The sequence below is a fragment of the Aquincola tertiaricarbonis genome (assembly GCF_023573145.1).
Classification (GTDB): domain Bacteria; phylum Pseudomonadota; class Gammaproteobacteria; order Burkholderiales; family Burkholderiaceae_C; genus Aquincola; species Aquincola tertiaricarbonis_B.
Window position 1 is genome coordinate 821,164 of record NZ_CP097635.1, and the last position, 23,353, is coordinate 844,516.

Sequence of the window (23,353 nt, forward strand, 5' to 3'; positions counted from 1 at the left end):
CGCGGGGCTGCCCCTTTTCCCCATCCAAGAGGCAACCCGCCATGCTCGCGGCTATCCTGATATTTCTCTGCACGCTCGTCCTGGTCATCTGGCAGCCGCGAGGCCTGGGCATTGGCTGGAGCGCATCCTTTGGCGCTGTTCTGGCCCTGGTGTTCGGTGTGGTCCAGCTGGCCGACATTGCCGTGGTGTGGGGCATCGTGTGGAATGCGACAGCCACGTTCGTGGCGGTCATCATCATCAGCCTGCTGCTGGACGAGGCCGGCTTTTTTGAGTGGGCCGCGTTGCACGTGGCCCGCTGGGGCGGGGGCGACGGACGCCGGCTGTTTGCCTTCATCGTGCTGCTGGGTGCGGCCGTGGCGACCCTGTTTGCCAACGACGGTGCAGCGCTGATCCTGACGCCCATCGTCATGGCCATGCTGGTCGCGCTGGGCTTCTCACCTGCGGCGACGCTCGCCTTCGTGATGGCCGCCGGCTTCATCGCCGACACGGCCAGCCTGCCGCTGATCGTGTCCAACTTGGTCAACATCGTGTCGGCCGATTTCTTCAACATCGGCTTCAACGCCTACGCCTCGGTGATGGTGCCGGTGAACATCGCCGCGGTGTTGGCCAGCCTGCTGGTGCTGCTGCTGTACTTCGGGCGGGGCGTGCCGGCGCGATACGACCTGGCGCAGCTCAAGACGCCGACGCAGGCCATTCGCGACCCGGCCACCTTCCGCGCGGGATGGGTGGTGCTGGTCCTGCTGCTGGTGGGGTTCTTCGCGCTGGAGCCGCTGGGAGTGCCTGTCAGTGCTGTTGCGGCGGTGGCTGCCGTGGTGCTGCTGGCCGTTGCAGCACGAGGCTCGGTCATCAGCACACGCAAGGTGCTGCACGGCGCGCCTTGGCAGATCGTGGTCTTCTCGCTGGGCATGTACCTCGTGGTCTACGGCCTGCGCAATGCCGGCCTGACCGACCGCATCGCCGCGCTGCTCGACGTGTTCGCACAAGGTGGCCTCTGGGGTGCAGCGCTCGGCACCGGCGTGCTCACGGCGTTGCTGTCGTCGGTGATGAACAACATGCCCACGGTGCTGATCGGCGCGTTGTCCATCGAAGCGTCGCAGGCCAGTGGAGTCGCCAAAGAGGCCATGGTCTATGCCAACGTCATCGGCTGCGACCTGGGACCAAAGATCACCCCCATCGGAAGCCTGGCCACGCTGCTGTGGCTGCACGTGCTTCAGAAGAAGGGCACCACCATCACCTGGGGCTACTACTTCAAGGTGGGCATCGTGCTGACGCTGCCGGTGCTGATAGTCACGCTGGCTGCCTTGGCGCTGCGCCTGAGCCTGGCCTGAGCGCCCACGCCAACATCCCAAAGGCCTATTCATGAGCGACATCACGATCTATCACAACCCTGCCTGCGGCACGTCGCGCAACGTGCTGGCGATGATCCGCAACTCGGGCGAGGAACCCGAGGTCATCGAGTACCTGAAGACACCACCCGACCGGCCGACGCTTGAACGGCTCATTGGCGCCATGGGCATCACCCCGCGTGCGCTGCTGCGGCAGAAGGGCACGCCCTACGACGCGCTCGGCTTGGCAAGCACCACCTGGACCGATGCGCAGCTGATCGACTTCATGCTGCAGGAACCCATCCTCATCAACCGGCCGATCGTCGTCACGCCGTTGGGCACAGGGCTGTGCCGGCCTTCGGAAGCGGTGCTCGATCTGCTGCCGCGACCTCAGCAGGGTGCCTTCACCAAGGAAGACGGTGAGGCCGTCATCGACGAGAAGGGAGCACGCATTGCCAAGCCTTGAGCTCCCGAACGTCGATGCCGACAGCTTCCGCCGGCCCGACCTCGCGCGGCTGCTGCCGGCCGAGCGCGCGACGCACCCGCCTCGCATCCTGTTGCTGTACGGCTCGGTGCGCGAGCGCTCCTACAGCCGCCTGCTGACTGAAGAGGCTGCGCGGCTGCTGCGCGCGATGGGCGCCGAGCCCCGCATCTTCGATCCACGCGGCCTGCCGCAGCCCGATGGGGCGCCCGAAGGCCATCCCAAGGTGCTCGAGCTGCGCGAACTGGCGAAATGGTCCGAGGGCATGGTGTGGTGCTCGCCGGAGCGGCACGGGGCCATGACCGGCATCATGAAGTCGCAGATCGACTGCCCGGGTTCAACCGGTCGTCGCAACACCGTTGAGGTGCGCGGACGATACCAAGCTCTCGAACATCTCGGCTGGCGTCCGCCAGCCCAGCACCTTGCGCGGTCTGTTGTTGAGGGCGTTTGCCACAGCTTGAAGCGCTGCCGCGGCGTATCGGCTCAGATCGGTACCTTTGGGGAAGTACTGGCGCAGCAGTCCGTTGGTGTTCTCGTTGGTTCCGCGCTGCCAGGGACTTCGCGGCTCGCAGAAGAACGTCCGGATGCCGGTCTCGTGACGCAGGCGTTGGTGCTGGGCCATTTCAGACCCTTGATCCCAGGTCAACGACTTGCGTAGCCTGCCCGGCAGTGGCATCAACGCTGACGTGATCGCCAGTCGTACAGCTTCGGCACCGCGCCCTGCCAGCGCGGGACCGTTCTTTAATGGTGCGCCACCGAACCCAGCTTGGCGAGGCAAGTGCATCAGCTTGGTGTACCGCGTCTTGCGCTCGACCAGAGTGCCGATGGCGGAGCTGTCCAAGCCGATGATCAAGTCGCCTTCCCAGTGTCCAGGCTCACCGCGCTGTTCCACGTTCGCTGGGCGCTGGTCGATGAGGTCCTGCGTGGTCACGAACTGCTTCCCCCGAGCTCTGGCGCGGGCGCGAGGCACGCGTAGCGCCCTCCCTGTTCTGAGAGATGTGCAGAGTTCCCGCCGCAGGCCACCACGGTCTTTGATGTATAGCGCTTGGTAGATCGCCTCGTGCGAGATCCGCATGCTCGGGTCATCGGGGTAGTCGATGAGCAGACGATTGGCGATTTGCTGCGGGCTCTAGGCGAGAGACCAATGGCGATCCTGACGCGGTCCATGACGTCGCCCCGACCAAACAACATGGGGCCCGATGCGTTGGCCGTCGGCCGAGGTGACTGCGCCTTCGAGGCGCTCTTGTACATATGCCCTGAGGCGCGAGTCGGCCGCCAGCTTGGCGGTGCGGGGACGCCTGGCGCGGCGCTGCGCATGCCAATGCGCCACCGTCGCCCGGTACTCGACATACCCGCTGCGCGTGGCTGCGTTGCGACGCAATTCGCGTGAAATCGTGGACGCGTGGCGACCAGTGCGCCGGGCAATCTCTCGGACGCCGTGACCTTGCGCTCGCAGCAAGGCAATGTCCTCGCGCTCGGCGAGGCTGAGGAATCGATCGGAAGGCACGTCAAGGCAGACATCGGACATCCCGCCACCTTGCCTGAACAATCGCGCGCCGACGGCAGGTGAGACGCCAGCAAGCTCAGCAGCCTTCTCGCTGGACAGGCCAACCGCGATCTCACGCCAAAATCGCTGCCGGACTTCCTTGGTGCCAACACCGGGCCTACCTATCGAGCCGAGCGCTGAGCGAACTCCACGCTTGCAACGTCCATGCTTCGCTTTTCCCATCTCAACTCCTTGGTGTGATGGTGTTGCGATGACCGATTGAATTCGCCCAGTACCTGTCCATCCGCTACAGCGAGCGCTTGGCCGAGGCCGGCATTGAGCCCTCAGTGGGGTCCAAGGGCGACAGCTACGACAACGCCCTGGCCGAGACCATCAACGGGCTCTACAAGGCCGAGGTCATCCACCGGAGGGGGCCCTGGAAGACCAAGCAAGCGGTGGAACTGGCGACGCTGGAATGGGTGGCTTGGTTCAACCACCATCGACTGATGGAGCCCATGGGCTACATCCCGCCGGCCGAGTTCGAGGCCAACTACCATCGACAACGCGCTGGTCAGGCCGCGACTGTCTGACTTAAACCAACGGGCCTCCGCGATACCCGGGGCGGTTCAGCCAGCCTTGCTGATGCCCTGTTCGATATGGCTGTCACCGCTGGCGTACGGCGTCGGTGCCACACCAAGACACCCAGCAAGCTCACGCCGATTACTGAAGTGACGCCAACCGAAGATCTCGTGCGCCAGAACGCAAGCACCTCTCTCGCCGACGCCGACAAGCTGCATGAGCCGTGCGACGGTGGGTTGTCGGCCATCATGAACCTCTGCCCTGCGCGTTGCCTCGATCTGGCGAACCTGTTGCTTGACCAGCTCGAGGCGCGCCAGTTCGCGCTCAATCTCTGCACGCAGCTTCTGCCCAAGCGCTTCACAATGGGCCGACCACCAGTTGCTCCAGTCGCGCCCGCCAATGCGTACGTTCGGACGCAGGTTGTGCAACACCAGCAGCGCTCCGATGCGATTGGTGTGTGACGTGCGCTCGTGAGTCAATCGCTCGAATTCACGATGCTCTCGCCGCTCGTCCTCTTGGCGGGGAGTTGGCTCACGCACCACCGACCACACATGTTCGCCCCGGTGGTGCCGGACAAGCATCGTCAGCAGCTTGTCGCCATCGAGCCTGTCTGTCTTGGCGCGCCGGGCGCGTCGGTTGACCTCGATGCTGGCTGCGTCAACGACGATGTTGTCGACCCCAAGCTCGCCCAGCCATCGGTGTAGCCACCAGCCGTCGCGCCCTGCTTCGTAGCAGCTGTGCACCCTGGCGCGCGAGCTCGTCCGCAACCGCTTGCCGGCACGAACGATCGCATCAGCGACACCTGCCTGGTCGCCTGCTGCTACCGTATGACGGCTGACGGAGGTGCCACCGTCGCCGGCGGTCAACTTCCAGCTCTTGTCCGACAACTCAAAACTGATGAACAGGTCGCCTTGCTTGGCCGGTTCCTTGGACCGTTGGGTTGCTTGCGTCGTAGACATGGCGGGCTCCTTCGACAAGGTCAAGGCGCTGTTGTACGCCTTCCGACCCACATAGCATCTACAGCCTGAACCGCTGGGTGGCGCTGACGCGCTTCCTGGATGACGGTGATCTGCCCATCGACAACAACTGGGTGGAGAACCGCATCCGGCCCATTGCGATAGGACGGCAAAACTGGCTGTTCGCCGGATCACTGCGCGCCGGCAAGCGTGCTGCTGCGGTCATGAGCCTGGTCCATTCGGCCAAGCTCAACGGGCTCGAACCGTACGCCTACATGCGTGACGTGCTCGAGCGGCTGCCAACACAACCGGCTAGCCGGATCACCGAACTGCTGCCGCATCACTGGCAGCCAATCACCTCGGCCTGAGCTCCGAACCCGTCGTCAAGACGGGTTCGCCGGACGTACATGGACGCCCCCGGGCTTGCCAAGCTTCCAGCTCACTTCTGCACGAAGAAAAGATTGCACCCGTACATTCGGACTTCTGATGCGAGACGAGCTCGCTGTCCCTGATGGGTTCTGCTGGTCGGCGCCCAATCGCATACACGCACTCGAAGTGCCTCGTCCGGCGCGGGCTGTGCCAACCACGGTCTGACCTATCGTGCCATCAACTTGCTGGTTGCCTGAGCAATCGGCGGTGGGGTTCTCCTGTTCGTGTAGATGTCGTCGATGTCTTGCTACGCAGTGGCGTAGCCAGCCTCAAACTCTCGCCCGTGCGCCAGTAGCGCCCAGACAGTCCGGGCCGTTTTGTTTGCCATCGCGACGGCCGCAACGTTTTTGTTTCGGCGCGTCGTCAGCTTGACCAGCCAGCTGTCGGCATCGGCTCGCTGGGTGGCACGGTAGATGACGGAGCGAGCACCGTGAATCAGCATTGTGCGGAGGTACGCATCACCGCGCTTGCTCATGCCCAGCAGCGTTGGCTTGCCACCGCTGGAGTGCTGTCGTGGGACCACGCCCAGCCAAGCAGCGAACTGCCGGCCGTTGTCAAAGTTCTTCGCGTCGCCGACGCTGGCGACCAGGGCGCTCGCGGTCAGCGGCCCGATGCCGGGCACCTTCTCAATACGCTGGCTGGCCTCGCTGGCACGGTTTCATGCCTTGATCTGAACTTCGATAGCGTCGACTTGCTCCTGCAGCGCCTTTAGGTGGTCGAGCAGACGCTGGATCAGCAGGCGGAAGGTGCCCGGCAACTCGTTCTGGGCATCTTCGACCAGCGAAGGCACGCGCTGGGCGATGTAGGCGATGCCCTGCGGCACCACCAGGCCGTACTCGCCGAGGAGGCCACGAATTTGGTTAGCTTGCGCCGTGCGTGCCCTTACGAAGCCTTGGCGCACGCGGTGCAGCGAGAGCACCGACTGCTGCTCGACGTTCTTGATCGGCACGAAGCGCATCGACGGCCTGCTGACCGCCTCGCAGATCGCCTCTGCGTCAGCGGCATCGTTCTTGTTGCTCTTGACGTACGGCTTGACGAACTGGGGCGCGATCAGCCGGACTGTGTGGCCCAGCGCCTGCAGCTTGCGGGCCCAGTGGTGCGCGCTGGCGCAGGCCTCGATGCCGACCAAGCAGGGAGGAAGGTTCGCGAAGAAGCAAGAAACCTGGTCGCGCTTGAGCTGCTTGCGCAGCACGGCCTTGCCGCGCTGGTTGACCCCGTGAACCTGGAACACGTTCTTGGCCAGATCGAGGCCGATCGTCGTAATCTCCATGGCGGACGCTCCTTCCGATCGAGTAGTTGCTGACACACCCACTTTGGCACTTCGATGCCGTCTACGGGTGGGGGCGTCCATCCCATTGCTTACGTCTCACATCGTGATCGACGTGTTCACGCACTCGAGCGAGTACTACCCGTCGCCGGTGCTCTACCCAATCACCGACCGGGGATTCGATGGCATCGCCTGGCCCACGCCGTGGTTCATGGCGCTGAACTACGCGGCGCTCGCCATCGTGGGCCTGTGGCTGTGGCGCTCCTCCCGATGGCGCGACCGGCTGGAGTAAACGACACTGCTTGCGGGCCCACCGTTTCGTGATGCCGCGCAGGTGAGGTGGAACGCCGCGCCTTTGGGACCGCTGGTCCAGGTTAATGACCTACCACGCCGAAGCAGTGTATGGATCCGGCCAACTCACCTCGAATCCGTGGTGGTGACTGACAAGGACCTCATCGAAGGCAAGTGTGGCCCAAGCTTTCAATTGCCCACAGGTTCCCGATCAAGACTTAATCGACGAACGATGTCGGTGATCACCAGTTCCAGCAACACCTCCTTCCGTTGCTGATCCCGGGAGGCTGAAGGCCGGGAACGCCCTCTGCCCGGCCACTGATGTCGAGCGACATCCAGAACTGCCCCCTGGTCAGTATCTCGTGTCGCCTGACAACTGACCACGAATGTCTCCTACGCCCATCAACCCCGCTGTCTTACGACCGCGAGATGCCTCTGGAATGAGGATCGTACGGGCCCGTCAACCCACTTGGAGAATCAAACATGCCCAGCCCAAACGAAGCAGCCTGCCTGCGCGCGTGCCACGAATGCGCCGTCGCATGCCTGCAGTGCGCCACCGCCTGCCTGCGCGAGCCGGATCCCAAGCCGATGGCGCATTGCATCGCACTGGATCTGGAATGTGCCGACCTTTGCCAGCTTGCCGTCGCCTCGATCGCCCGGGGCGACGAGCAGGTGACCGCGATCTGCACGCTGTGCGCGCAGGCATGCAGCCGCTGCGCCGCGGAGTGCGGCAAGCACGACATGGATCACTGCAAGCGTTGCGCCGAGGCCTGCAAGCGTTGTGCGGACGCCTGCGGCGCCATGTCGAACTGAACACCAACACTACCCAGGAGACCAGCATGAGTTTCAAGTCGCTCCAACGCCTCAAGGCCCTGTCGCTGGTGCCGTTGACGGTCCTGTCGCTTGCAGCTGCCCCGGCGCACGCGCAGACCGCCACCGGCACGGCCCCGGCGGCCAGCATGCCGATGAGACAGATGCACAAGGGTGCGGCCGGCGCGCATGACATGAAGGCGACGATGATGATGGGCATGGACGAGATGCAGAAGATGCAGCCGTCCGGCGACGTCGACAAGGACTTCGCAAGGATGATGAAGATTCACCATCAGCAGGCCTTGAGCATGGCGGAGATGGAACTCGCGCATGGCAAGTCCGCGGAGATGAAGGCGATGGCCAAGAAGATCATCGCGGCGCAGAAGAAGGAGATTGCGCAGTTCGATCAGTGGCTGGCCAAGCACAAGTAAGCCGTCCGCAGCATGAACCTCGGTGTTCGCAGCGGTGTAGCCAGCCGGGCGCTCACCGGAAGAACCACTGCAGCTGCAGCTGAACCGCGTTGGGCACCGCCGCGAACTCGCTGCCCTCGGTCCCGTTGTAGTGCTGCACGCCGACGGTTAGATCCATGGCGGGTCCGATCGACCACACGAGGCGGCTGTCGATCGCGCGGCTGCGGTCGTCGGCGTTGCGCACCGCATAGCTCACCCACTTCAGCAGCGGCGTGATCTCGTACGACGCGTACAGCCCCGTGTAGCGGGTCGCAAGGTTCACCGCCCGCCCGGAACGCAGCCCTGCCCTGTCGTAGCCAGCCGGATCGCGCGAGCCCGCACCGTTGTAGTACAGCTCCGCGCTCAACGTGAGCCCGTTCGCGAACGCATAGTCCCCACCGACCATCAGCCGGTTGAAGGCGGGGCCGCCGCGGGGGCGCAGGCGCGCCGCCTCTCCGCGAATGCCGGCGTCGCGGATCTGGGTGGCGAGGTCCATGCCGACGATGTCCAGACCCAGCAGCCGGCCGGCAACGAGCGACGCATCGACGCCCGCCGCATTACCGTGCCACTGCACCGCACTGCTGGTCGGGCCGCGGCCCGGCGCGGGGGCAACCACGAGCGACGCGCGCGACAGCGGTCCGAGCTGGGCCTCGAGCAATGCGGCATCGACCCCGACACGCTCCTCGCGCTCCAGCGCCAGCGGGTTCACCGGATTCAGGATGTCCAGCGGGCTCCAGAAGCGGCCCGTGCCCCACGCGATGCGCTGGCGGCCGAGCTTCAGATCGACGTTGCCGCGGGTCAGGGTCACGGCCGCCCGGTACAGGCGATGGCGGCCGTACACCTCACCGCGTTCGACGTAGTTCGCGTCGGCCCGCCAGTACTGCGGCGGCGGGCGATCCTTGAGCGCGCGGAACTCCGCTGTGTCCAGGTAGCTGCCAAGCAGCACCTCGTTGTCGTACTGCAGGTCGACTGCGAGCCCCGGGGCGAGGTCGCCCTTCGCCTCGACACGCAGCCGGTTCAGGCTGAGCGCGAAGTCCTCGCCCGTTGAGGCCTTCGAACGCAGGTAGACGCTCTTCAGGCTCCCAGTCAGTTCCAACGGCTGCGGCTGCGCGATGGACGCGGTGGCACCAAACGCCAGGACGGCCACCAGCGCAGTCGCACCCGAGTAACAGATCCGGTCTCGATAGGCCATCACATGTGCCGGATCGCCGCAGTCGGGTCCAGCCTCGCGGCCCGCACGGCGGGGTACAGCGACACGGCCACGCTGGCGAGGAACAGGCCGACGCCCGGGCCAACGAGATTCGCTGCGACCAGCCTCGGATAGACAATGCCGGTCAGGCCGGGGATGGCGCTGTAGTCGCGGTAGAAGCCCGAGAGGTCCAGGCCGATGCTGCCGAACAGCGAGACGACCGCCGCGCCGACCGCGTAGCCGAGGACCGACGCGACGAGCATCAGCGCGACGGTCTCGTAGACCACCATGCGCACGATAGCGTCGGGCGGTGTGCCGAGCGCCATCATCACGCCGAACTCGCGCGTGCGCTCGGCCACCGCCATGAACACGGTGTTCATCACCGCCAGCGCGACAACGAGGAAGAAGACCGCGACGATGACCGTACGGATGGCGCGCACCAGGCCCAGCATGTCCGCCACCCGCGGCAGCAGGCGAGGCCAAGGCGATGCGACCAGACCGTCCTTCTCCAACAGGGGTGTCAGTTGGGCGGCGACGCCGTCGACCTCGGCACGGTCAGCCAGGCGCAAGTTGACCGACGAGACGCGCTGACCGAGGCCAAGCATGCGCTGGGACGCCGGCAGCGTAACGAAGACCATTGCGCCATCGAACGAACTGCTCTCGGTCGCGAAGATGCCGCGGACGCGGAACGCCGACGTGCCAATTTCGCCGGCCGCGCCGGGCGCCATCACCACCAGCTTCTCGCCCAGGCGGATGCCGAGCTTCTCGGCCAGGCGCCGCCCGATCACGACGTCGCGGTCCGCGCCGGCCTCAAGCGCCGATCCTTCGACGAGGGTCCGGTGCAAGATCGTGAGCCCGCGTTCGAGTGCGGGGTCGACACCGTACAGAACGACCCCCAACGACTTCGTGGGACTGCTCACGAGTGCCTGCGCCTGCACCCGCGGCGCGGCAGCGATGATGCCGGGCTGGTCGCGGACCGCGGCGAGCGCGGCTGTGGCATCGAAGGCCAGCTCCGGCGCGAGGTCGCGCCGCAGCCCTTCGCGCTCGATCTGCAGATGCCCGGTGACATAGCGTGTCGAGTTGTCCACGAGCTGCTCGCCGAAGCCGTCGAAGAAGCCGTAGAGGAACACGTAGGCAACGATGGCAAACGCCGCGCCGAACACCGTGATCGCGCTGCGCTTTCTGTTGCGCAGCAGGTTGCGGGTCGCGATCAAAGCGAACACGGGCAACGGTGTGCGCATCGCGCCGCGCGCACCGTGCCGGCCGCCCGAGGACTTCTCGCCGATGCCGCGGATCGCCGCAACAGGTTCGAGGGTGGCCGCGCGGAACGCGGGGTACAGCGCCATGGCCAGCGCGATCAGGAACACCAGGGCAGAGATGGCCAGGCTGCGCTCGGCACGCACCACGGGGTAGATCACGTCGGCCAGGCCAGGCATCGCCCGCAACCCGTTCTCGAACGCGCCGAGATCGATGCCGACACGTCCGAAAGCCGCCGTCGCGCCGAGCCCGACCGCATTGCCCACCAGCAGCCCCGCGGCGCCGAGCACTGCAGCCTCGGCGACGACCAGCCGGAACAGCATCGACTGGCCGGTGCCCAGCGCCAGCATGATGCCGAACTCGCGGGTGCGCTCGAGCACCGCCATCAGCACCGGGTTGGCCACGCCGGCGGCGACCATCACGAAGAAGATCGTCAGCACTACGAAGCCCATCACCTCGTGGAAGCGGATGCTGATGGCCACCATGGGCAGCAGCACCGGCCAGCCCACCACCTCGTGGTCGGCACCCACGCGCGCGGACAGCGACGCGACCGCGGCGCCCAGCGCGGCACGGTCGCGCAGCCGCAGCGCGACGGCGGTGACGACCTCAGGCGCGGCGAGGAAGTCGCGCATCGCCGACATCGGCATCACGGCGACGTAACCGTCCAGGTCGTCGATCTTGGTGCGGAACACGCCGCGCACCGGCACGCGCGCGCTGGCTACCGAACCGTCGTAGGCCTGGCCCACCAGCACGAGATCGTCGCCGGCGCGCAGCGCCAGGGCCTCGGCCATGCCCTCGCCGATCAGGACCCCGGTGTCGTCGGCGCCACTGAAGCCGCGGCCATCGACCACCGCCTTGAACAGGTCCGTGACACGCGCCTCCTGCGCCGGGTCGACGCCGAAGGCCAGGATGCCGCGCGAGCGATCGGCGCGGCTCGCGAGCACGGTGGTCTCGAGGCGGACCGTCGCCGCGGCCACCGACGGATCGCCACGCACCGCCTCGAGCACGCGCGCGCCGGCCTCGATCGCCCGGTCCAGGCTCGGGTCGTCGTGGTAACCCTTGAGGTGCACCTGCGCGTCGGCTGCGAAGTAGCGCGTGGTGTTGTTGATCATCTGGCGGTTCATGCCGTCGATGAAACCCCAGAGGAAGGTCAGCGCCGCCAGGCCGACCGCGATCGACAGCACCGTGATGACGGAGCGGCGGCGGTTGCGCATCACGTTGCGCACCGCCAGCGTCCAGATCATCACGCCGGCCTCCGTTCGTCGGCCTCGATGCGGCCGTCGCGCAGCCGGATCACGCGGCGCGCTCGCTCGACCACCATCGGGTCGTGCGTCGAGAACACGAAGGTCGTGCCCTGCTCCTCGTTGAGGCGGCGCATCAGGTCCATCAGCGTCGCCCCCGACTGCGAGTCGAGGTTGGCGGTCGGTTCGTCGGGCAGCACGATCACCGGCTTGGCCGCGATCGCGCGCGCCACGGCCACACGCTGCTGCTGGCCGCCCGAGAGCTCGTTCGGCCGGCGGTGCTCCAGGCCCGCCAGGCCGAGCGATGCGAGCAGCCGCATGGCCTCGGCGCGGCGGGGCGCCTCTTCGACGCCCTGCAGCAGCATCACGTACTCGACGTTCTCGAGCGCGGACAGCACCGGCACCAGGTTGTACTCCTGGAACACGAAGCCGATGTGGCGCAGCCGGACCTCGGCCAGCGCCTTGCGGCCGAGGGACGTGATCTCCTGGTCGCCGACCCAGATGCGGCCACTGGTCGGCCGGTCGAGCCCGCCGATGAGGTTCAGCAGCGTCGTCTTGCCCGAGCCGGACGGACCGACCAGCGCGACGAAATCTCCCGCCAGGATCTCGACGCTCGTCTCGTGCAGCGCGGGCACCGGGATGCTGTCGCGCTGGTAGACCTTGGTCGCCTTGTCGGCACGGACGATGACGGAGGGCGTCGGCATGGTCGTCACTCGGCCGTCATCACGGTGCGCGGATCGCCCTGCCCCCGCACGGCGGCCAGCTCGTCCGCGCGCAGCACCTGTGCCGCATCGACGCCGAGCGCGGATGCCGCCTCCGCGGCCACGTGCGCCCAGGTGCAGCGGTTGGCGAACAGCATGCCGGCGACATCGAGCGTACCCCCGCGGGCGATGTAGCCCAGCGCGCGGGTCCGCTGCGGCCCGGTGTCGATGCGGCGCAGCACGCCAAGCGTCGCCTCCGGCCGCATGTGGGAGACGAGCACGCGCGCCACGGCCGCCGTCGGGAACAGTCGCCCCAGCGCTTCGTCCGCGGCCACGAAGGCACGCTCGCGCTCGTCGCGCGGCGTCCGGAAGCGGCCGGGCTCGGCCACGCAGCTCACCGCGGTGCGGTGCCCGGCGGCGTCGAGGCGATCGGCCGCTAGCAGTGCCTGCGTCAGCTGGTACGCGCCGATCGCGACCAGCAGCACCGCTGGGGCGTCGCAGGCCTTGACCACGCAGGCGCCTTCGTCGACCAAGCGCTGCGCCTGCTCGCCCGTCAGGCGGTTCGCCATCGGCCGCTTCGGCACGACGAGCGTCCAGAACTGGCCGTGCGTGCCGTAGGCGGCGCGCAGCGCGGCGGCGGCGCTGTTCGCGTCGACCGGGAACAGCACGCGCGCGGTGTCGGACATCTCGCCCAGCAGCGCCTCCGCCAGCGTCGGGTCCTGGTGCGACTGCTCGTTCTTGCCGTTCTCCCAGGTGTGCGAGGTGGCCACGGTGACCACCGACAGCCAGCCCGGTGGCGTGCCAGCCTCCGCCTGGTGGCGCGCGAACAGGATCTCCTGGCGCAGCGCGCCGAGCATCTTGACGGCGAAGGCCTCGTAGGAGACGACCAGGTTGATGCCACCCTTGTTGCCGAGCGCCGCGCTGACCACCGCCTCCTCGTTGAGCGCGGTGATCACCGCGCCGTCCACCGCCTCCGCCAGGCCGGGCTCGGGCGCGAAGACACGGTGCTTCAGCAGGTCCAGGGTCTGGCCCATCCGGTTGCTGCGCAGCTCGTCAGGGTTGCCGACGCGCGGGCGCAACTGCGGGTTCGCCTGCACGATGGCGGCGAAGGCGGCGTCCAGCGCCCCCATCGGGGACACCTGGCCCGCGCCGACGGCGTGCCATGACGCCGCCGGCAGCGTGGGTGCATCGACCTGCCGGTGTGCCAGCGGGTGGTCGCGCTCCAGCGGGCGCCGCTGGTCCCGGTGGCGGCAGAGCGCGGCCAGCGCCTCGTCGAGTTCCGCGGGCGGCACGAACAGCGCGCGGGCGCCCTCGTTGAACTGCTGCCGCGCGCTCGGGTCGGTGTGCGGGTTGCCAGCCAGCGGCAGGTTGTGGGCCGCATTGGTCCCCGCCCCCGGAAAGCCGAAGCCCTTCGGCGCCTCGGCGATGGTGTAGTGCAGCGGCACCGGGTACTGGATGGTCCCGCCAGCGACCGCCGCCGCGCAGGCCGCGAGCCGTTCCTCCATGGCATGCACCGCCCAGGCAAAGGCGGCCGGGTCGGTGCCGTCGATCTCCATGGGGTCGAAGCCGTTCAGGCGCAGGTGCTGCTGGAACCACGCCAGGCCGCCCTGCTGCTGCATCGTGCTGCGCTGCTCGATGCGGCGCCCGTTGAGGATCATGAACGGCGCCACGAAGCCGCAGTCCTCGGCACGCCACCAGCGCGGCGCCCAGTCGCTGCCGCGCTGCTCCTCGAACGCACCGTCGCTGAGGAACACCACCAGGCGCTCGCCCGGCAGCGGCATGTGCACGTACTGCAGCTCCGCGAAGCCGAGGTAGCCGCCCTCGGACAGCCCGCCGGCGGTGTTGGGGCCCACGTGGCTGCCCAGCGGCGACGCCGGCCGCCCGGCCGCGTCGATCGCGTAGCTGTAGAAGTCGCGGGCGAAGCGCGTCAGCCCGTCCTCGCTGCGGTCGTAGCGCTCGGCGTGGCGCGGCGTCATGTTGCCCGCCAGCAGGTTGCAGGCATCGATGCCCGCCACGCAATGGCCCTGCCCCATCAGCCAGCCGCGCGTCAGGCCGCTGAGCGCGTTCGCGGCCAGATAGCCGACGTAGGCCGGCACGATGTTCAGCGAGCCGCCGGTGTGGCCTTCGGGCGTTCCCTTGAAGTCCCCGGCCGCCATCTCGCGCCCGTCGGGATAGACCCGGTCGGCATAGGTCATGTGCACGGTCAGCCACATGCCGGCCGCGGCGAGGCGGTCCGCAGCCCACAGCGTGCGGTAGACGCTGGCCGCATCGCCGGCCTTCCCTCCGGCGACCAGCACCTGCGCGAGCTCGTGCACGCGCAACTGGGTCAGGTCCTGGTGCACGATGGGCCCGAAACCGCGCGCCCAGCGTGCGAAGTCGGCATCGCTGTCGCGGAACAGCCGCGCGCGCTCGGCGACCCAGGGAAGCTCGTGATTCATGGTGTGTGTCGGTTGGGGTTGCAGGGCGCGAAACGATCCACGTCAGGCCTGGCGCGCGTACGCGATCACGGCCGCCGCCCAAAGCAGTGCCGGCAGCAGCAGCACCCAGCGGAAGTCCGAATGCAGCACGAAGTTCATGGCGCTCATCAGCACGACCGTCGGCAGGCCCGCCAGCACGATGGCCCACCCGGTGCCAGGTGCCCGGTCCGGCACGGCGGTCCGCGCCACGAAGACGGTCAGCACGCCCGCGCCGGCCATGAAGCCACCCATCACCGTGAACACGATGCGCAGCCACCCTTCGAGGCCCGGCGCCGCCTCGCGCAGTTGCACCAGCGTCGATCCGATGAACCGGGGATCCTCGGGCAGCAGCGCCGGCCGGACGAAGACGAAGTACGCGCCCAGGGCCACGAGCCAGACGCCGAGGGCCGTGAGGAGCCACCTCGCGGCACGCGGGGGCGAGGTGGGATGGGTCAGGCTGGCGCTGGGTCGAAGGTCGGGCATGGCACGCGGTCGGAGTCGGGGTTTCATCGCTTCTGCAGGTTGCGCTGGCTGAAGATCTCGTCGTGCACCGGGCGGTCGAACACCGCGTTCTTCAGCACCACCGTCGTCGAGTTGCCGGGCTTGGCGTCGGGTCGCATCTCCCAGCGCGTCGGCAGGATCCGCCCGCCGACCTGGCGCACGTCGGAGAACGTCAGCACGCGCACGCGCTCGCCGCGCTCGCTGAAGAACTCCTGCTTCAGCGGCATGGCGTCGGCACGGCGCACCCAGTAGATGATGCGACCCCAGACCACCGCGGCGTCGGGCTTCGGCACGGCCTCGACCTGCACGACCGTCTCGCCGTCGAGCCGCACCGTGGCGATCACCTTGTGCGTGTAGTCGTCGAGGATGCTGCTCTCCTTGACGAGGTCGTCGTTCGTGAAGTCCGAGCCCATCCACGGCTGCAGCATCATCGACGGCGGAATCTTGACGATGCGCTCGACGTTGGGCAGGTAGTTCCACATCTCGGTGCCGATGCGCAGCGAGCCGATGCCCGCCTCCTTGGCCGGCGACAGGATGCGCACGAACGAGCGCCGCGGCCGGTCCATCCACAGGCGCAGGCCGAGCGTGCGCTGCCACCGCGGCGTGGCGATCGTCATCTCGTACTCGCCCTGCACGGTGCTGCCCCACAGCAGCTTCTCCACCCTGTCGAGGATGTCGCGTCCTTCGGACGGCTGCGCGCGAACCCCTGGGATGGCGAGCGCAGCGAGCGGGGCCGCGCCCGCGAGGCGAAGCAAGGCGCGGCGCGTGCTCACGACGCACCATCCCCCGGCGGCAGCGCCACGGCGGCCACGCGCAGCTGGGCCGGCGCCGCTGTCTCCGCCATCAGGCTGTCCAGCATCGCCCGGTCCACGACCTCCTTCTCCAGCAGCAGTGCGGCCAGCGCTTCGAGCGTCTCGCGGTTCGTCCGCAGCGTCTGCGTCACGCGATCGCGCGCCTCGTCGAGCAGCCGCCGCACCTCGCCGTCGATCGCCTCGGCGGTGCGCTCGCTGAAGGTGCGCGGCTCGGGCAGCGTCGGGCCGTTCAGGAACAGCGGCGCGGGCCGCGCGTCGTAGGTCGCCAGGCCGAGCGCCTCGCTCATCCCGTAGTGGGTCACCATGTGGCGCGCCAGGTCGGTGGCGCGCTGCAGGTCGTTCTCGGCGCCGGTCGAGACGTCCTCGAACACCAGCTGCTCGGCCACGCGCCCGGCCAGCAGCACGTCGAGCCGGTCGAGCAGCTCGCTGCGGCGCATCAGGTAGCGGTCCTCGGTCGGCGACTGCTGGGTGTAGCCGAGCGCCGCGATGCCGCGCGGGATGATCGACACCTTCGTCACCCGGTCGGCATTCTTGCGCATCTCGGCGACCAGGGCGTGGCCGGCCTCGTGGAAGGCGACGAACTTGCGCTCGGTCGGGTTCATGACCCGGTTCTTCTTCTCGAGGCCCGCGACGATGCGGTCCAGCGCCTCCTCGAAGTCCTGCATGTCCACCGCGTCCTTGCCGCGCTTGGCGGCGCGCAGCGTCGCTTCGTTGACCAGGTTGGCCAGATCGGCGCCCGCGAAGCCCGGCGTGCGCGCCGCGAGCACGGCGAGGTCGACCGACGGCGCCAGCTTGACGTGCTTGACATGCACTTCCAGGATCTGCCGCCGACCGATCAGGTCGGGCCGGTCGATCGCGATGTGGCGGTCGAAGCGTCCGGGCCGCAGCAGTGCAGGATCGAGCACCTCCGGCCGGTTCGTCGCGGCGAGGATGATCACGCCACGGTTGGTGTCGAAGCCGTCCATCTCGGCGAGCAACTGGTTCAGCGTCTGCTCGTGCTCCTCGTGGCCGCCCGACAGGCCCACGCCGCGCGCCTTGCCCAGCGCGTCGATCTCGTCGATGAAGACGATGCACGGCGCCTTGGCCGCGGCCTGCTCGAACAGGTCGCGCACGCGCGCCGCGCCGACGCCGACGAACATCTCGACGAACTCCGAGCCGCTCAGCGACAGGAAGGGCACGCCGGCCTCGCCGGCGACCGCCTTGGCCAGCAGCGTCTTGCCGGTGCCGGGCGCGCCGACGATCAGCACGCCCTTGGGGATCTTGCCGCCCAGGCGCTTGTAGCGATCCGGGTTCTTGAGGAACTCGACGACCTCCATCAGTTCCTCGCGTGCCTCGTCGATGCCGGCCACGTCCTTGAAGGTCACGCCGGTCTCGGTCTGCATGTAGACCCGCGCCTTGCTCTTGCCGATCTCCAGCATGCCGTGGCCCATCCCGCCGCCCATGCGCTTCATCAGGAACCACCAGATGCCGAAGAACACCAGCGCCGGCGCCACCCAGGAGATCAGCGCGCCGAGCCACTTGCTCTCGCGCACGCTGCCGTAGCGCACCTTGGCGGCATCGAGCTGGGCCACCAGGCCCGGGTCGTTGACCAGCACCGTCGCGAAGCCGTGCTCGCCGCCGGCGCGCTTGAGCACCTCGAGCTTCTCCTTCGGCAGGATCTGCTCCAGGCCTTCGGCGCGCAGCTTTCCAGTGGCGATGCCGTCGGCGATCACCACGTCGTCGAGCTTGCCGGCCATGAGCGCCTGCTTGAACTCGCTGTAGGTCAGGGTCTGCGTGTGCCGTGGTGCGATGAGCTCCTGCATCAGGATCATGCCCACCAGGGCGGCCAGCACGTACCACAGCGAGAACGTCTGTTTCTTGCCCATGAACACTCCTCCAAAGATCCGGGTCAGGTGCCGGGGCGTCGTCGTGATCGACGCTCGTCTAGCGCGACCTGGATCGCGCCCCAGATGATCAGCACCGGACACACCAGCAGCAAGGCGGCCGGCAGCGCGCTCCACCAGCTGAAGCCGAAGGACCACAGCACCGCCGCGGCGAGCACCACGGCGAGGATCGGACACAACCACATCCAGCGGTTGGCGAACTCGGGCCACGTCACGAATCTCATGGCGACCTCCGTCGTCATTGCAGGCGTGCCCGCTTGAGCAGCGCCGAGTTGACGATCACCGACAGCGAGGACAGCGCCATCGCCGCGGCGGCAATGATCGGGTTGAGCAACCCGAAGGCCGCGATCGGCACGCCGACCGCGTTGTAGATGAAGGCCCAGAACAGGTTGCGCTTGATCGTGCGCATCGTCGCCCGCGAGAGCCGGATGCCGGTGACCACGTCGCGCACGTCGCTGCGCACGAGGATGATGCCGCCGGTCTCCTTGGCCACGTCCGAGCCCGACCCGATCGCGATGCCGATGTCGGCGGTGGCCAGCGCCGGCGCGTCGTTGACGCCGTCGCCGACCATCGCCACCACCTTGCCGGCCTGCTGCAGTTCCTTGATCACGCGCGCCTTGTCGGAGGGCAGCACGTCGGCGATCACCCGGTCGATCTCCAGCGCGCGGCCGATCGCCGCCGCGGTGCGGGCGTTGTCCCCCGTCAGCATCACGACCTCGACGCCTTCGGCACGCAGCGAGCGCACCGCCTCGAGCGCCTCCGGCTTGATCGTGTCGGCCACCGCGATCACGGCGGCGAGTTCGCCGTCGCAGGCAAGCAGCATCGCCGTCTTGCCGTCCGCCTGGTAGCGCTCCATGTCCGCGCCAACCTGGCCCACGTTCACGCCCTCGCGTTCCATCAGCCGGCGGTTGCCGAACAGCACGGTGCGCCCTTCGACCTGGCCGCGCACACCGTGGCCGGGCACGGCCTCGAAGCCCTGCACGGCGCACGGCGCGATGCCGGCCTCCTTGGCGCGGCGCAGGATGGCCTCGGCCAGCGGGTGCTCCGACCCCGCTTCGAGGCTGGCGGCCAGGCGCAGCGCCTGGTCATGGTCGCAGTGCCCGCAGGGCTGCAGGTCAGTCAGGGCCGGCTCGCCGCGGGTCAGCGTACCGGTCTTGTCGAACACCACGGTGGTGAGCCGCTCGGCCTTCTCGAGGATCTCGCCGCCGCGGATGAGGATGCCGGCCTGTGCGCCCCGGCCCACGCCGACCATCAGCGCCGCGGGCGTCGCGATGCCGAGCGCGCAGGGGCAGGCGATGATCAGGACGGCGATGAAGGCCAGCAGGCCCTGCGGGAAGTTGCCGGCCAGCCACCAGAGCGCGAAGGCGAGGATCGCCGTGCCCACCACCGCCGGCACGAAGTAGCGTGTCACCTGGTCGGCGATGCGCTGGATCGGCGCGCTGCTGGTTTGCGCGTCCTCGACCATCTTGACGATCTGCGCGAGCGCCGTCTCGGCGCCGATGCGCGTGGCCTGGAAGCGGAAGCTGCCGGTGCGGTTCAACGTGCCGCCGATCACCGGCGAGCCGGCCTGCTTCTCGACCGGCATCGACTCGCCCGTCAGCATCGACTCGTCCACCGACGACGAGCCCTCGAGCATCAGGCCGTCGGTGGCGATGCGCTCGCCCGGCCGAACGACGACCGTCTCGCCGACCATGACCTGCTCGGCCGGGATCTCGGCCTCCTCGCCGCCGCGCATCACGTGCGCGGTCGCGGGTTTCAGGTCGAGCAGCTTGCGCACCGCCGCCGAGGAGTGCTTCTTGATGATCTCCTCCATGTACTTGCCAAGCAGCACGAAGGCGATGATCACCGCCGAGACCTCGAAGTAGACGTCGCGCTCCTCCACCTTCACCGGCAGCACCGACGGGAAGAACAGCACCGCGACGCTGTAGAAGTAGGCCACCGAGGTGCCGAGCGCGATCAGCAGGTCCATGTTGATGGACCGGTTGCGCAGCGCGTTGAAGGCGCCGACGTAGAAGCTCCAGCCGCCGATGAACTGCACCGGCGTCACCAGCAGGAACAGCCACACGCCCCAGGTGAACCAGGGCAGCGCCGGGATCGGCACCCAGGTCAGCAGCGTCGCGCCAGTGGCCAGCGCGAGGAAGGCGCCCGCCCGCATGATCGCCAGCGCGAGCACGCCGGTCAGCGCGATGGTGACCCGCGTGCGCATGGACTTGAGTTCGGCCTCGGGCGACTCGAAGGTGCGCTGGCAGCCCGCGCTGCAGAAGTAGTAGCTGCGCCCGGCCCGGTCGGTACGCAGCGCGGTGGCCTTGTCGACCACCATGCCGCACACCGGGTCCTTCGCCTGGCCCGACTCGTTGCGTCGCAGCACCGTCTGCAGAGGGCGGCCCGCCGCATGCATGTCCGCATCGACCGCAGACGTGGTGTTCGCAGGCGTGGCCTCGGATGTCCCCGCGCGAGCGCCGACATAGCGCACCGGATCGCGCTGGAACTCGCTCAGGCAGTGCCCCGAGCAGAACAGGTAGGTTTGCCCGCCATGTTCGGCGCGCCCCGCCGCCTTGGCTGGATCGACGGTCATCCCGCACACCGGGTCGACCGCGGCGGCGGCCGACGCGGCGGATCCCTCGTTGAGCACTGCCTGAGTCATGGCCTTCTCCTGATCGATGCGTCGGATGGGGGTGGGGCTGGCGTCACGGTGTGCGGCGCGCGGCGCCTTCCCATGCCGCCGCGCCGGCCGCGAGTGCGGTCAGCCCGCCCGCGATGAGGAACGGCAGCGGCGGTGCCAGCGCGAACAGGCTTCCCGTGGCCGCGGCACCGACAGCCTGTCCGAGGTTGGCCGCTGCGGCCTGCCGGCCCATGGCCCAGCCTTGTCGAGCGCCGGCCGCGCTCGAGATGCGCACGGCCAGCGACGGGATCAGCACGCCGATGCCCGCGGCCGCCAGCACGAAAGCCGTGGCGGTCACGAAGCCCCCTCTCGAGAGGGCCAGCAGGCATAGACCTGCCGACAGCCCCCCAAGCGCGGCGACGACGAGCCGCGGCTCGCCCAGCCTGCGTTCCAGGCGCGGCAGGGCCCAGAACTGCACCGCGATCATCACGCCGCTGCACAGCGCGAAGTACAGCGACACCGGCCCGGCGGCCGGCGCCCGTCGCGCCGCTAGGGTCACGCCAACCTCGGCCACCGTGATCGCCAGCACGACAACAGCCGTGAACAGCAGCGAGCGGACGATGCGCCTCTCGTCGGCGGAGCGCGCACTGCCCGGCGATGGCGCGATGGAGCGGTTGGGCGGCAGGCCGAGCACGCCCACGGCCGCCAGCAGCCCGACGATGGCGACCACGTCCAGCGGCAACGAGGCGAGCCCGGAATCCCCGCCGGCCGAGGCGCGTGTCGGACCTGCCAGTCCGTCGCCAAGTGCCGGCCCGAGCAGGAAGCCCAGCGCGGTGGCCGACGCGATCCAGGCGAAGCGGCGCTGCAAGCGGGACGGCGCAGACGCGGTGACAACGTAGGCGAAGATCGCCGGAAGCACCGCCGCCGACGTCAGGCCAGCGATCGCACGCACCGCATAGAGCCCGCGCATTGAGAACGGCGCGGTCAAGGCCCACAGGGCCACGCTCGAGCCGGCCAGTCCCGCGGCGAGCACCCAGCGGCGGTCGATCCGATCCGCGAGCGCTCCCCAGGCGGGCGCGAACAGGAACAGCGCGAGCGTGTACACGCCGGTTATCCAACCCGTGTGGCTCTCCACGTCGGCTACCGAGCCAACCCCCGTGCGCTCCACCAGCCCGGGCAACAGTGGCAGCGTCACGCCATACGCCATCGACACCGCCATCCCGGCCGCGAGCAGGGCAGCGAAGGCGCCGGCCGACAGATCCGATCGCGAATCGCCCGGTACTGGCGAAGAAGGCGGCGGCCATGGTCGCTCACCCACGGTAGAGATCGCGGCGGGTCAGCGGGACCGGCCACGCTCCGCCGTCGCGCTTCGAGGCGACGATCTGGTACAGCCCGGTGCCCCCCGCCTCGAACTCGAGCGCACAGGCCGCCATGTACAGGCGCCAGATGCGGTAGGTCACCTCGTCGACCTCCTGCAGCGCCTCGTCGCGGCGCGCCTCCAGCCGCTGCACCCAGTGCCGCAGCGTCAGCGCGTAGTGCGGCCGCAGGCCTTCGACATCGTGGATCTCGAAGCCGGCGCGCTCCATCCCGAGCTGGATGTTGCTGACGCAGTCGAGTTCACCGTCCGGGAACACGTAGCGATTGATGAACTCGGTTGCGACGGTTCGGTTCCAGCCCTCCTCGTCGTGGGTGATGCCATGGTTGAGGAACAGCCCGCCCGGCCGCAGCACGCGCTGGACCGCGGCGTAGTAGGCCGGCAGCTTCGCCAGGCCGACATGTTCGAACATGCCGACACTGGACACCTTGTCGTAGACCGCCGCGCCGTCGAGGTCGCGGTAATCCCGAAGTTCGACCGTGACGAGATCCTCCAGACCTTCGGTGCGGATGCGCTCACGCACGTACTCGAGCTGTCGCTGGCTGAGCGTGATGCCGTGCGCACGCACGCCGTACTCGCGTGCCGCCCAGCACACAAGCGCACCCCAGCCGCAGCCGATGTCCAGCAGCCGGTCGCCGGGTTGCAGCCGCAGCTTGCGGCAGATGTGCTCCAGCTTGTTGCGCTGGGCCTGCTCCAGCGAGTCCTCGGGCGTCTCGAAGTAAGCGCAGGAATAGACACGCTCGGCGTCCAGCCACAGGCCGTAGAACGCATTGGACACGTCGTAGTGGAACGAGATCGCCGCCCGGTCGGTCTGTCGCGAGTGGCGATGCCCGAAACGCCGGGCAACGCGCGAGGCCAGCCCTCCCACGGGCTTCAAGCCGTCCTGCTCGGAGACCCGCAGCATCAACGCGTCGCGCAACAGTGCCAGCTTGTCGCGCCACGACAGCGACACCGCCTCGAAGTGGGCCTTCAGGCCCAGCGCGCTGTACAGATCTCCCTCGACATCGATGATGCCGCGGAAGTAGGCGTCGGCCAGCAGCAACGGATCCGGCCGCAGCACAAGGCGACGCAGCAGTGCCGGGTCGCGAATCACGAGCGTGTACTCGGGATGGGACTCCAGTTCGTGCAGCAGCGCGTCGCCCAGCCTCAGAGCCGGTGGTCGCTCAATCCCGGCGAGCAAGCGGCGCAGGATGCGCAGTGCCGGAGCATGGAGGTCCGCGGGCGCGGGCCGGACGAGCGTTGTCGAGTGATCCATCGGTTTCT

Annotated in this window: 16 protein-coding genes and 6 pseudogenes; 8 read left to right on the plus strand and 14 right to left on the minus strand. The window is 68.4% G+C overall.

The window, feature by feature from the left end; all coding sequences use genetic code 11:
- Positions 1–41 precede the first annotated feature (41 nt).
- The 3 genes and pseudogenes from MW290_RS03815 to MW290_RS03825 all read left to right on the plus strand — a co-directional run.
- Complete coding sequence (locus tag MW290_RS03815; RefSeq protein ID WP_250195978.1) at positions 42–1,328, plus strand: arsenic transporter; 1,287 nt, start codon at positions 42–44, stop codon at positions 1,326–1,328.
- A gap of 31 nt (positions 1,329–1,359) precedes the next feature.
- Entirely contained in the window at positions 1,360–1,791 is a 432-nt protein-coding gene (arsC, locus tag MW290_RS03820; protein WP_250195979.1) for an arsenate reductase (glutaredoxin), read from the plus strand.
- Positions 1,778–2,134 (plus strand): annotated as a pseudogene (locus tag MW290_RS03825) (NAD(P)H-dependent oxidoreductase); the annotation flags it as partial. The gene arsC and the pseudogene MW290_RS03825, both read left to right, overlap by 14 nt.
- A 9-nt stretch (positions 2,135–2,143) precedes the next feature.
- On the opposite strand, the pseudogene MW290_RS03830 reads toward MW290_RS03825, so the two are convergent.
- Positions 2,144–3,535, minus strand: a pseudogene (locus tag MW290_RS03830) (IS30 family transposase).
- Positions 3,536–3,579: 44 nt separating this feature from the next.
- Between MW290_RS03830 and MW290_RS03835 the strand changes: the two are divergent.
- Positions 3,580–3,882 (plus strand): annotated as a pseudogene (locus tag MW290_RS03835) (integrase core domain-containing protein); the annotation flags it as partial.
- A gap of 39 nt (positions 3,883–3,921) precedes the next feature.
- On the opposite strand, the pseudogene MW290_RS03840 reads toward MW290_RS03835, so the two are convergent.
- Positions 3,922–4,830: pseudogene (locus MW290_RS03840) on the minus strand (transposase); the annotation flags it as partial.
- A 59-nt stretch (positions 4,831–4,889) separates the two neighbouring features.
- Here MW290_RS03840 and MW290_RS03845 point away from each other — a divergent pair.
- Positions 4,890–5,195: pseudogene (locus MW290_RS03845) on the plus strand (IS66 family transposase); the annotation flags it as partial.
- A gap of 308 nt (positions 5,196–5,503) precedes the next feature.
- On the opposite strand, the pseudogene MW290_RS03850 reads toward MW290_RS03845, so the two are convergent.
- A pseudogene (locus MW290_RS03850) lies at positions 5,504–6,526 on the minus strand (IS110 family RNA-guided transposase).
- A gap of 103 nt (positions 6,527–6,629) precedes the next feature.
- Between MW290_RS03850 and MW290_RS03855 the strand changes: the two are divergent.
- The 3 genes from MW290_RS03855 to MW290_RS03865 all read left to right on the plus strand — a co-directional run bounded on the left by MW290_RS03855 (position 6,630) and on the right by MW290_RS03865 (position 8,055).
- A complete protein-coding gene (locus MW290_RS03855; protein ID WP_250195981.1) occupies positions 6,630–6,815 on the plus strand; it encodes a hypothetical protein in 186 nt (61 codons plus the stop codon).
- Between the two features lie 482 nt (positions 6,816–7,297).
- Entirely contained in the window at positions 7,298–7,627 is a 330-nt protein-coding gene (locus MW290_RS03860; RefSeq protein WP_250195982.1) for a four-helix bundle copper-binding protein, read from the plus strand.
- 26 nt (positions 7,628–7,653) lie between these two features.
- Positions 7,654–8,055, plus strand: coding sequence for a DUF305 domain-containing protein (locus tag MW290_RS03865; RefSeq protein WP_250195983.1), 402 nt, complete (start codon positions 7,654–7,656; stop codon positions 8,053–8,055).
- A gap of 52 nt (positions 8,056–8,107) precedes the next feature.
- Here MW290_RS03865 and MW290_RS03870 read toward each other — a convergent pair whose 3' ends face one another.
- The 11 genes from MW290_RS03870 to MW290_RS03920 all read right to left on the minus strand — a co-directional run bounded on the left by MW290_RS03870 (position 8,108) and on the right by MW290_RS03920 (position 23,345).
- Positions 8,108–9,265: a hypothetical protein gene (locus tag MW290_RS03870; protein ID WP_250195984.1), complete on the minus strand. Its 1,158-nt coding sequence runs from the start codon at positions 9,263–9,265 to the stop codon at positions 8,108–8,110.
- Positions 9,265–11,763, minus strand: a complete 2,499-nt coding sequence (locus MW290_RS03875; RefSeq protein ID WP_250195985.1) for an ABC transporter permease — start codon at positions 11,761–11,763, stop codon at positions 9,265–9,267. The genes MW290_RS03870 and MW290_RS03875 overlap by 1 nt, the downstream gene beginning before the upstream one ends.
- Positions 11,763–12,464: an ABC transporter ATP-binding protein gene (locus tag MW290_RS03880; protein ID WP_250196580.1), complete on the minus strand. Its 702-nt coding sequence runs from the start codon at positions 12,462–12,464 to the stop codon at positions 11,763–11,765. The genes MW290_RS03875 and MW290_RS03880 overlap by 1 nt, the downstream gene beginning before the upstream one ends.
- 5 nt (positions 12,465–12,469) lie before the next feature.
- Positions 12,470–14,899, minus strand: coding sequence for a phosphoketolase Xfp (gene xfp / locus MW290_RS03885; protein WP_250195986.1), 2,430 nt, complete (start codon positions 14,897–14,899; stop codon positions 12,470–12,472).
- 42 nt (positions 14,900–14,941) lie between these two features.
- Positions 14,942–15,400, minus strand: a complete 459-nt coding sequence (locus MW290_RS03890; protein WP_250195987.1) for a hypothetical protein — start codon at positions 15,398–15,400, stop codon at positions 14,942–14,944.
- 23 nt (positions 15,401–15,423) lie between these two features.
- Positions 15,424–16,191, minus strand: a complete 768-nt coding sequence (locus tag MW290_RS03895; RefSeq protein WP_250195988.1) for an outer membrane lipoprotein-sorting protein — start codon at positions 16,189–16,191, stop codon at positions 15,424–15,426.
- Positions 16,188–18,095 carry an ATP-dependent zinc metalloprotease FtsH gene (gene ftsH / locus MW290_RS03900; RefSeq protein WP_250196581.1) on the minus strand — a complete coding sequence of 636 codons (1,908 nt, stop codon included), beginning with the start codon at positions 18,093–18,095 and terminating at the stop codon, positions 16,188–16,190. The genes MW290_RS03895 and ftsH overlap by 4 nt, the downstream gene beginning before the upstream one ends.
- A 23-nt stretch (positions 18,096–18,118) precedes the next feature.
- Complete coding sequence (locus MW290_RS03905; RefSeq protein ID WP_250195989.1) at positions 18,119–18,337, minus strand: hypothetical protein; 219 nt, start codon at positions 18,335–18,337, stop codon at positions 18,119–18,121.
- A 14-nt stretch (positions 18,338–18,351) separates the two neighbouring features.
- Complete coding sequence (locus tag MW290_RS03910; protein WP_250195990.1) at positions 18,352–20,757, minus strand: heavy metal translocating P-type ATPase; 2,406 nt, start codon at positions 20,755–20,757, stop codon at positions 18,352–18,354.
- A gap of 43 nt (positions 20,758–20,800) precedes the next feature.
- A complete protein-coding gene (locus tag MW290_RS03915) occupies positions 20,801–21,934 on the minus strand; it encodes an MFS transporter (protein ID WP_259373456.1) in 1,134 nt (377 codons plus the stop codon).
- 91 nt (positions 21,935–22,025) lie between these two features.
- Positions 22,026–23,345, minus strand: coding sequence for a class I SAM-dependent methyltransferase (locus tag MW290_RS03920; protein ID WP_250195992.1), 1,320 nt, complete (start codon positions 23,343–23,345; stop codon positions 22,026–22,028).
- Positions 23,346–23,353 lie beyond the last annotated feature (8 nt).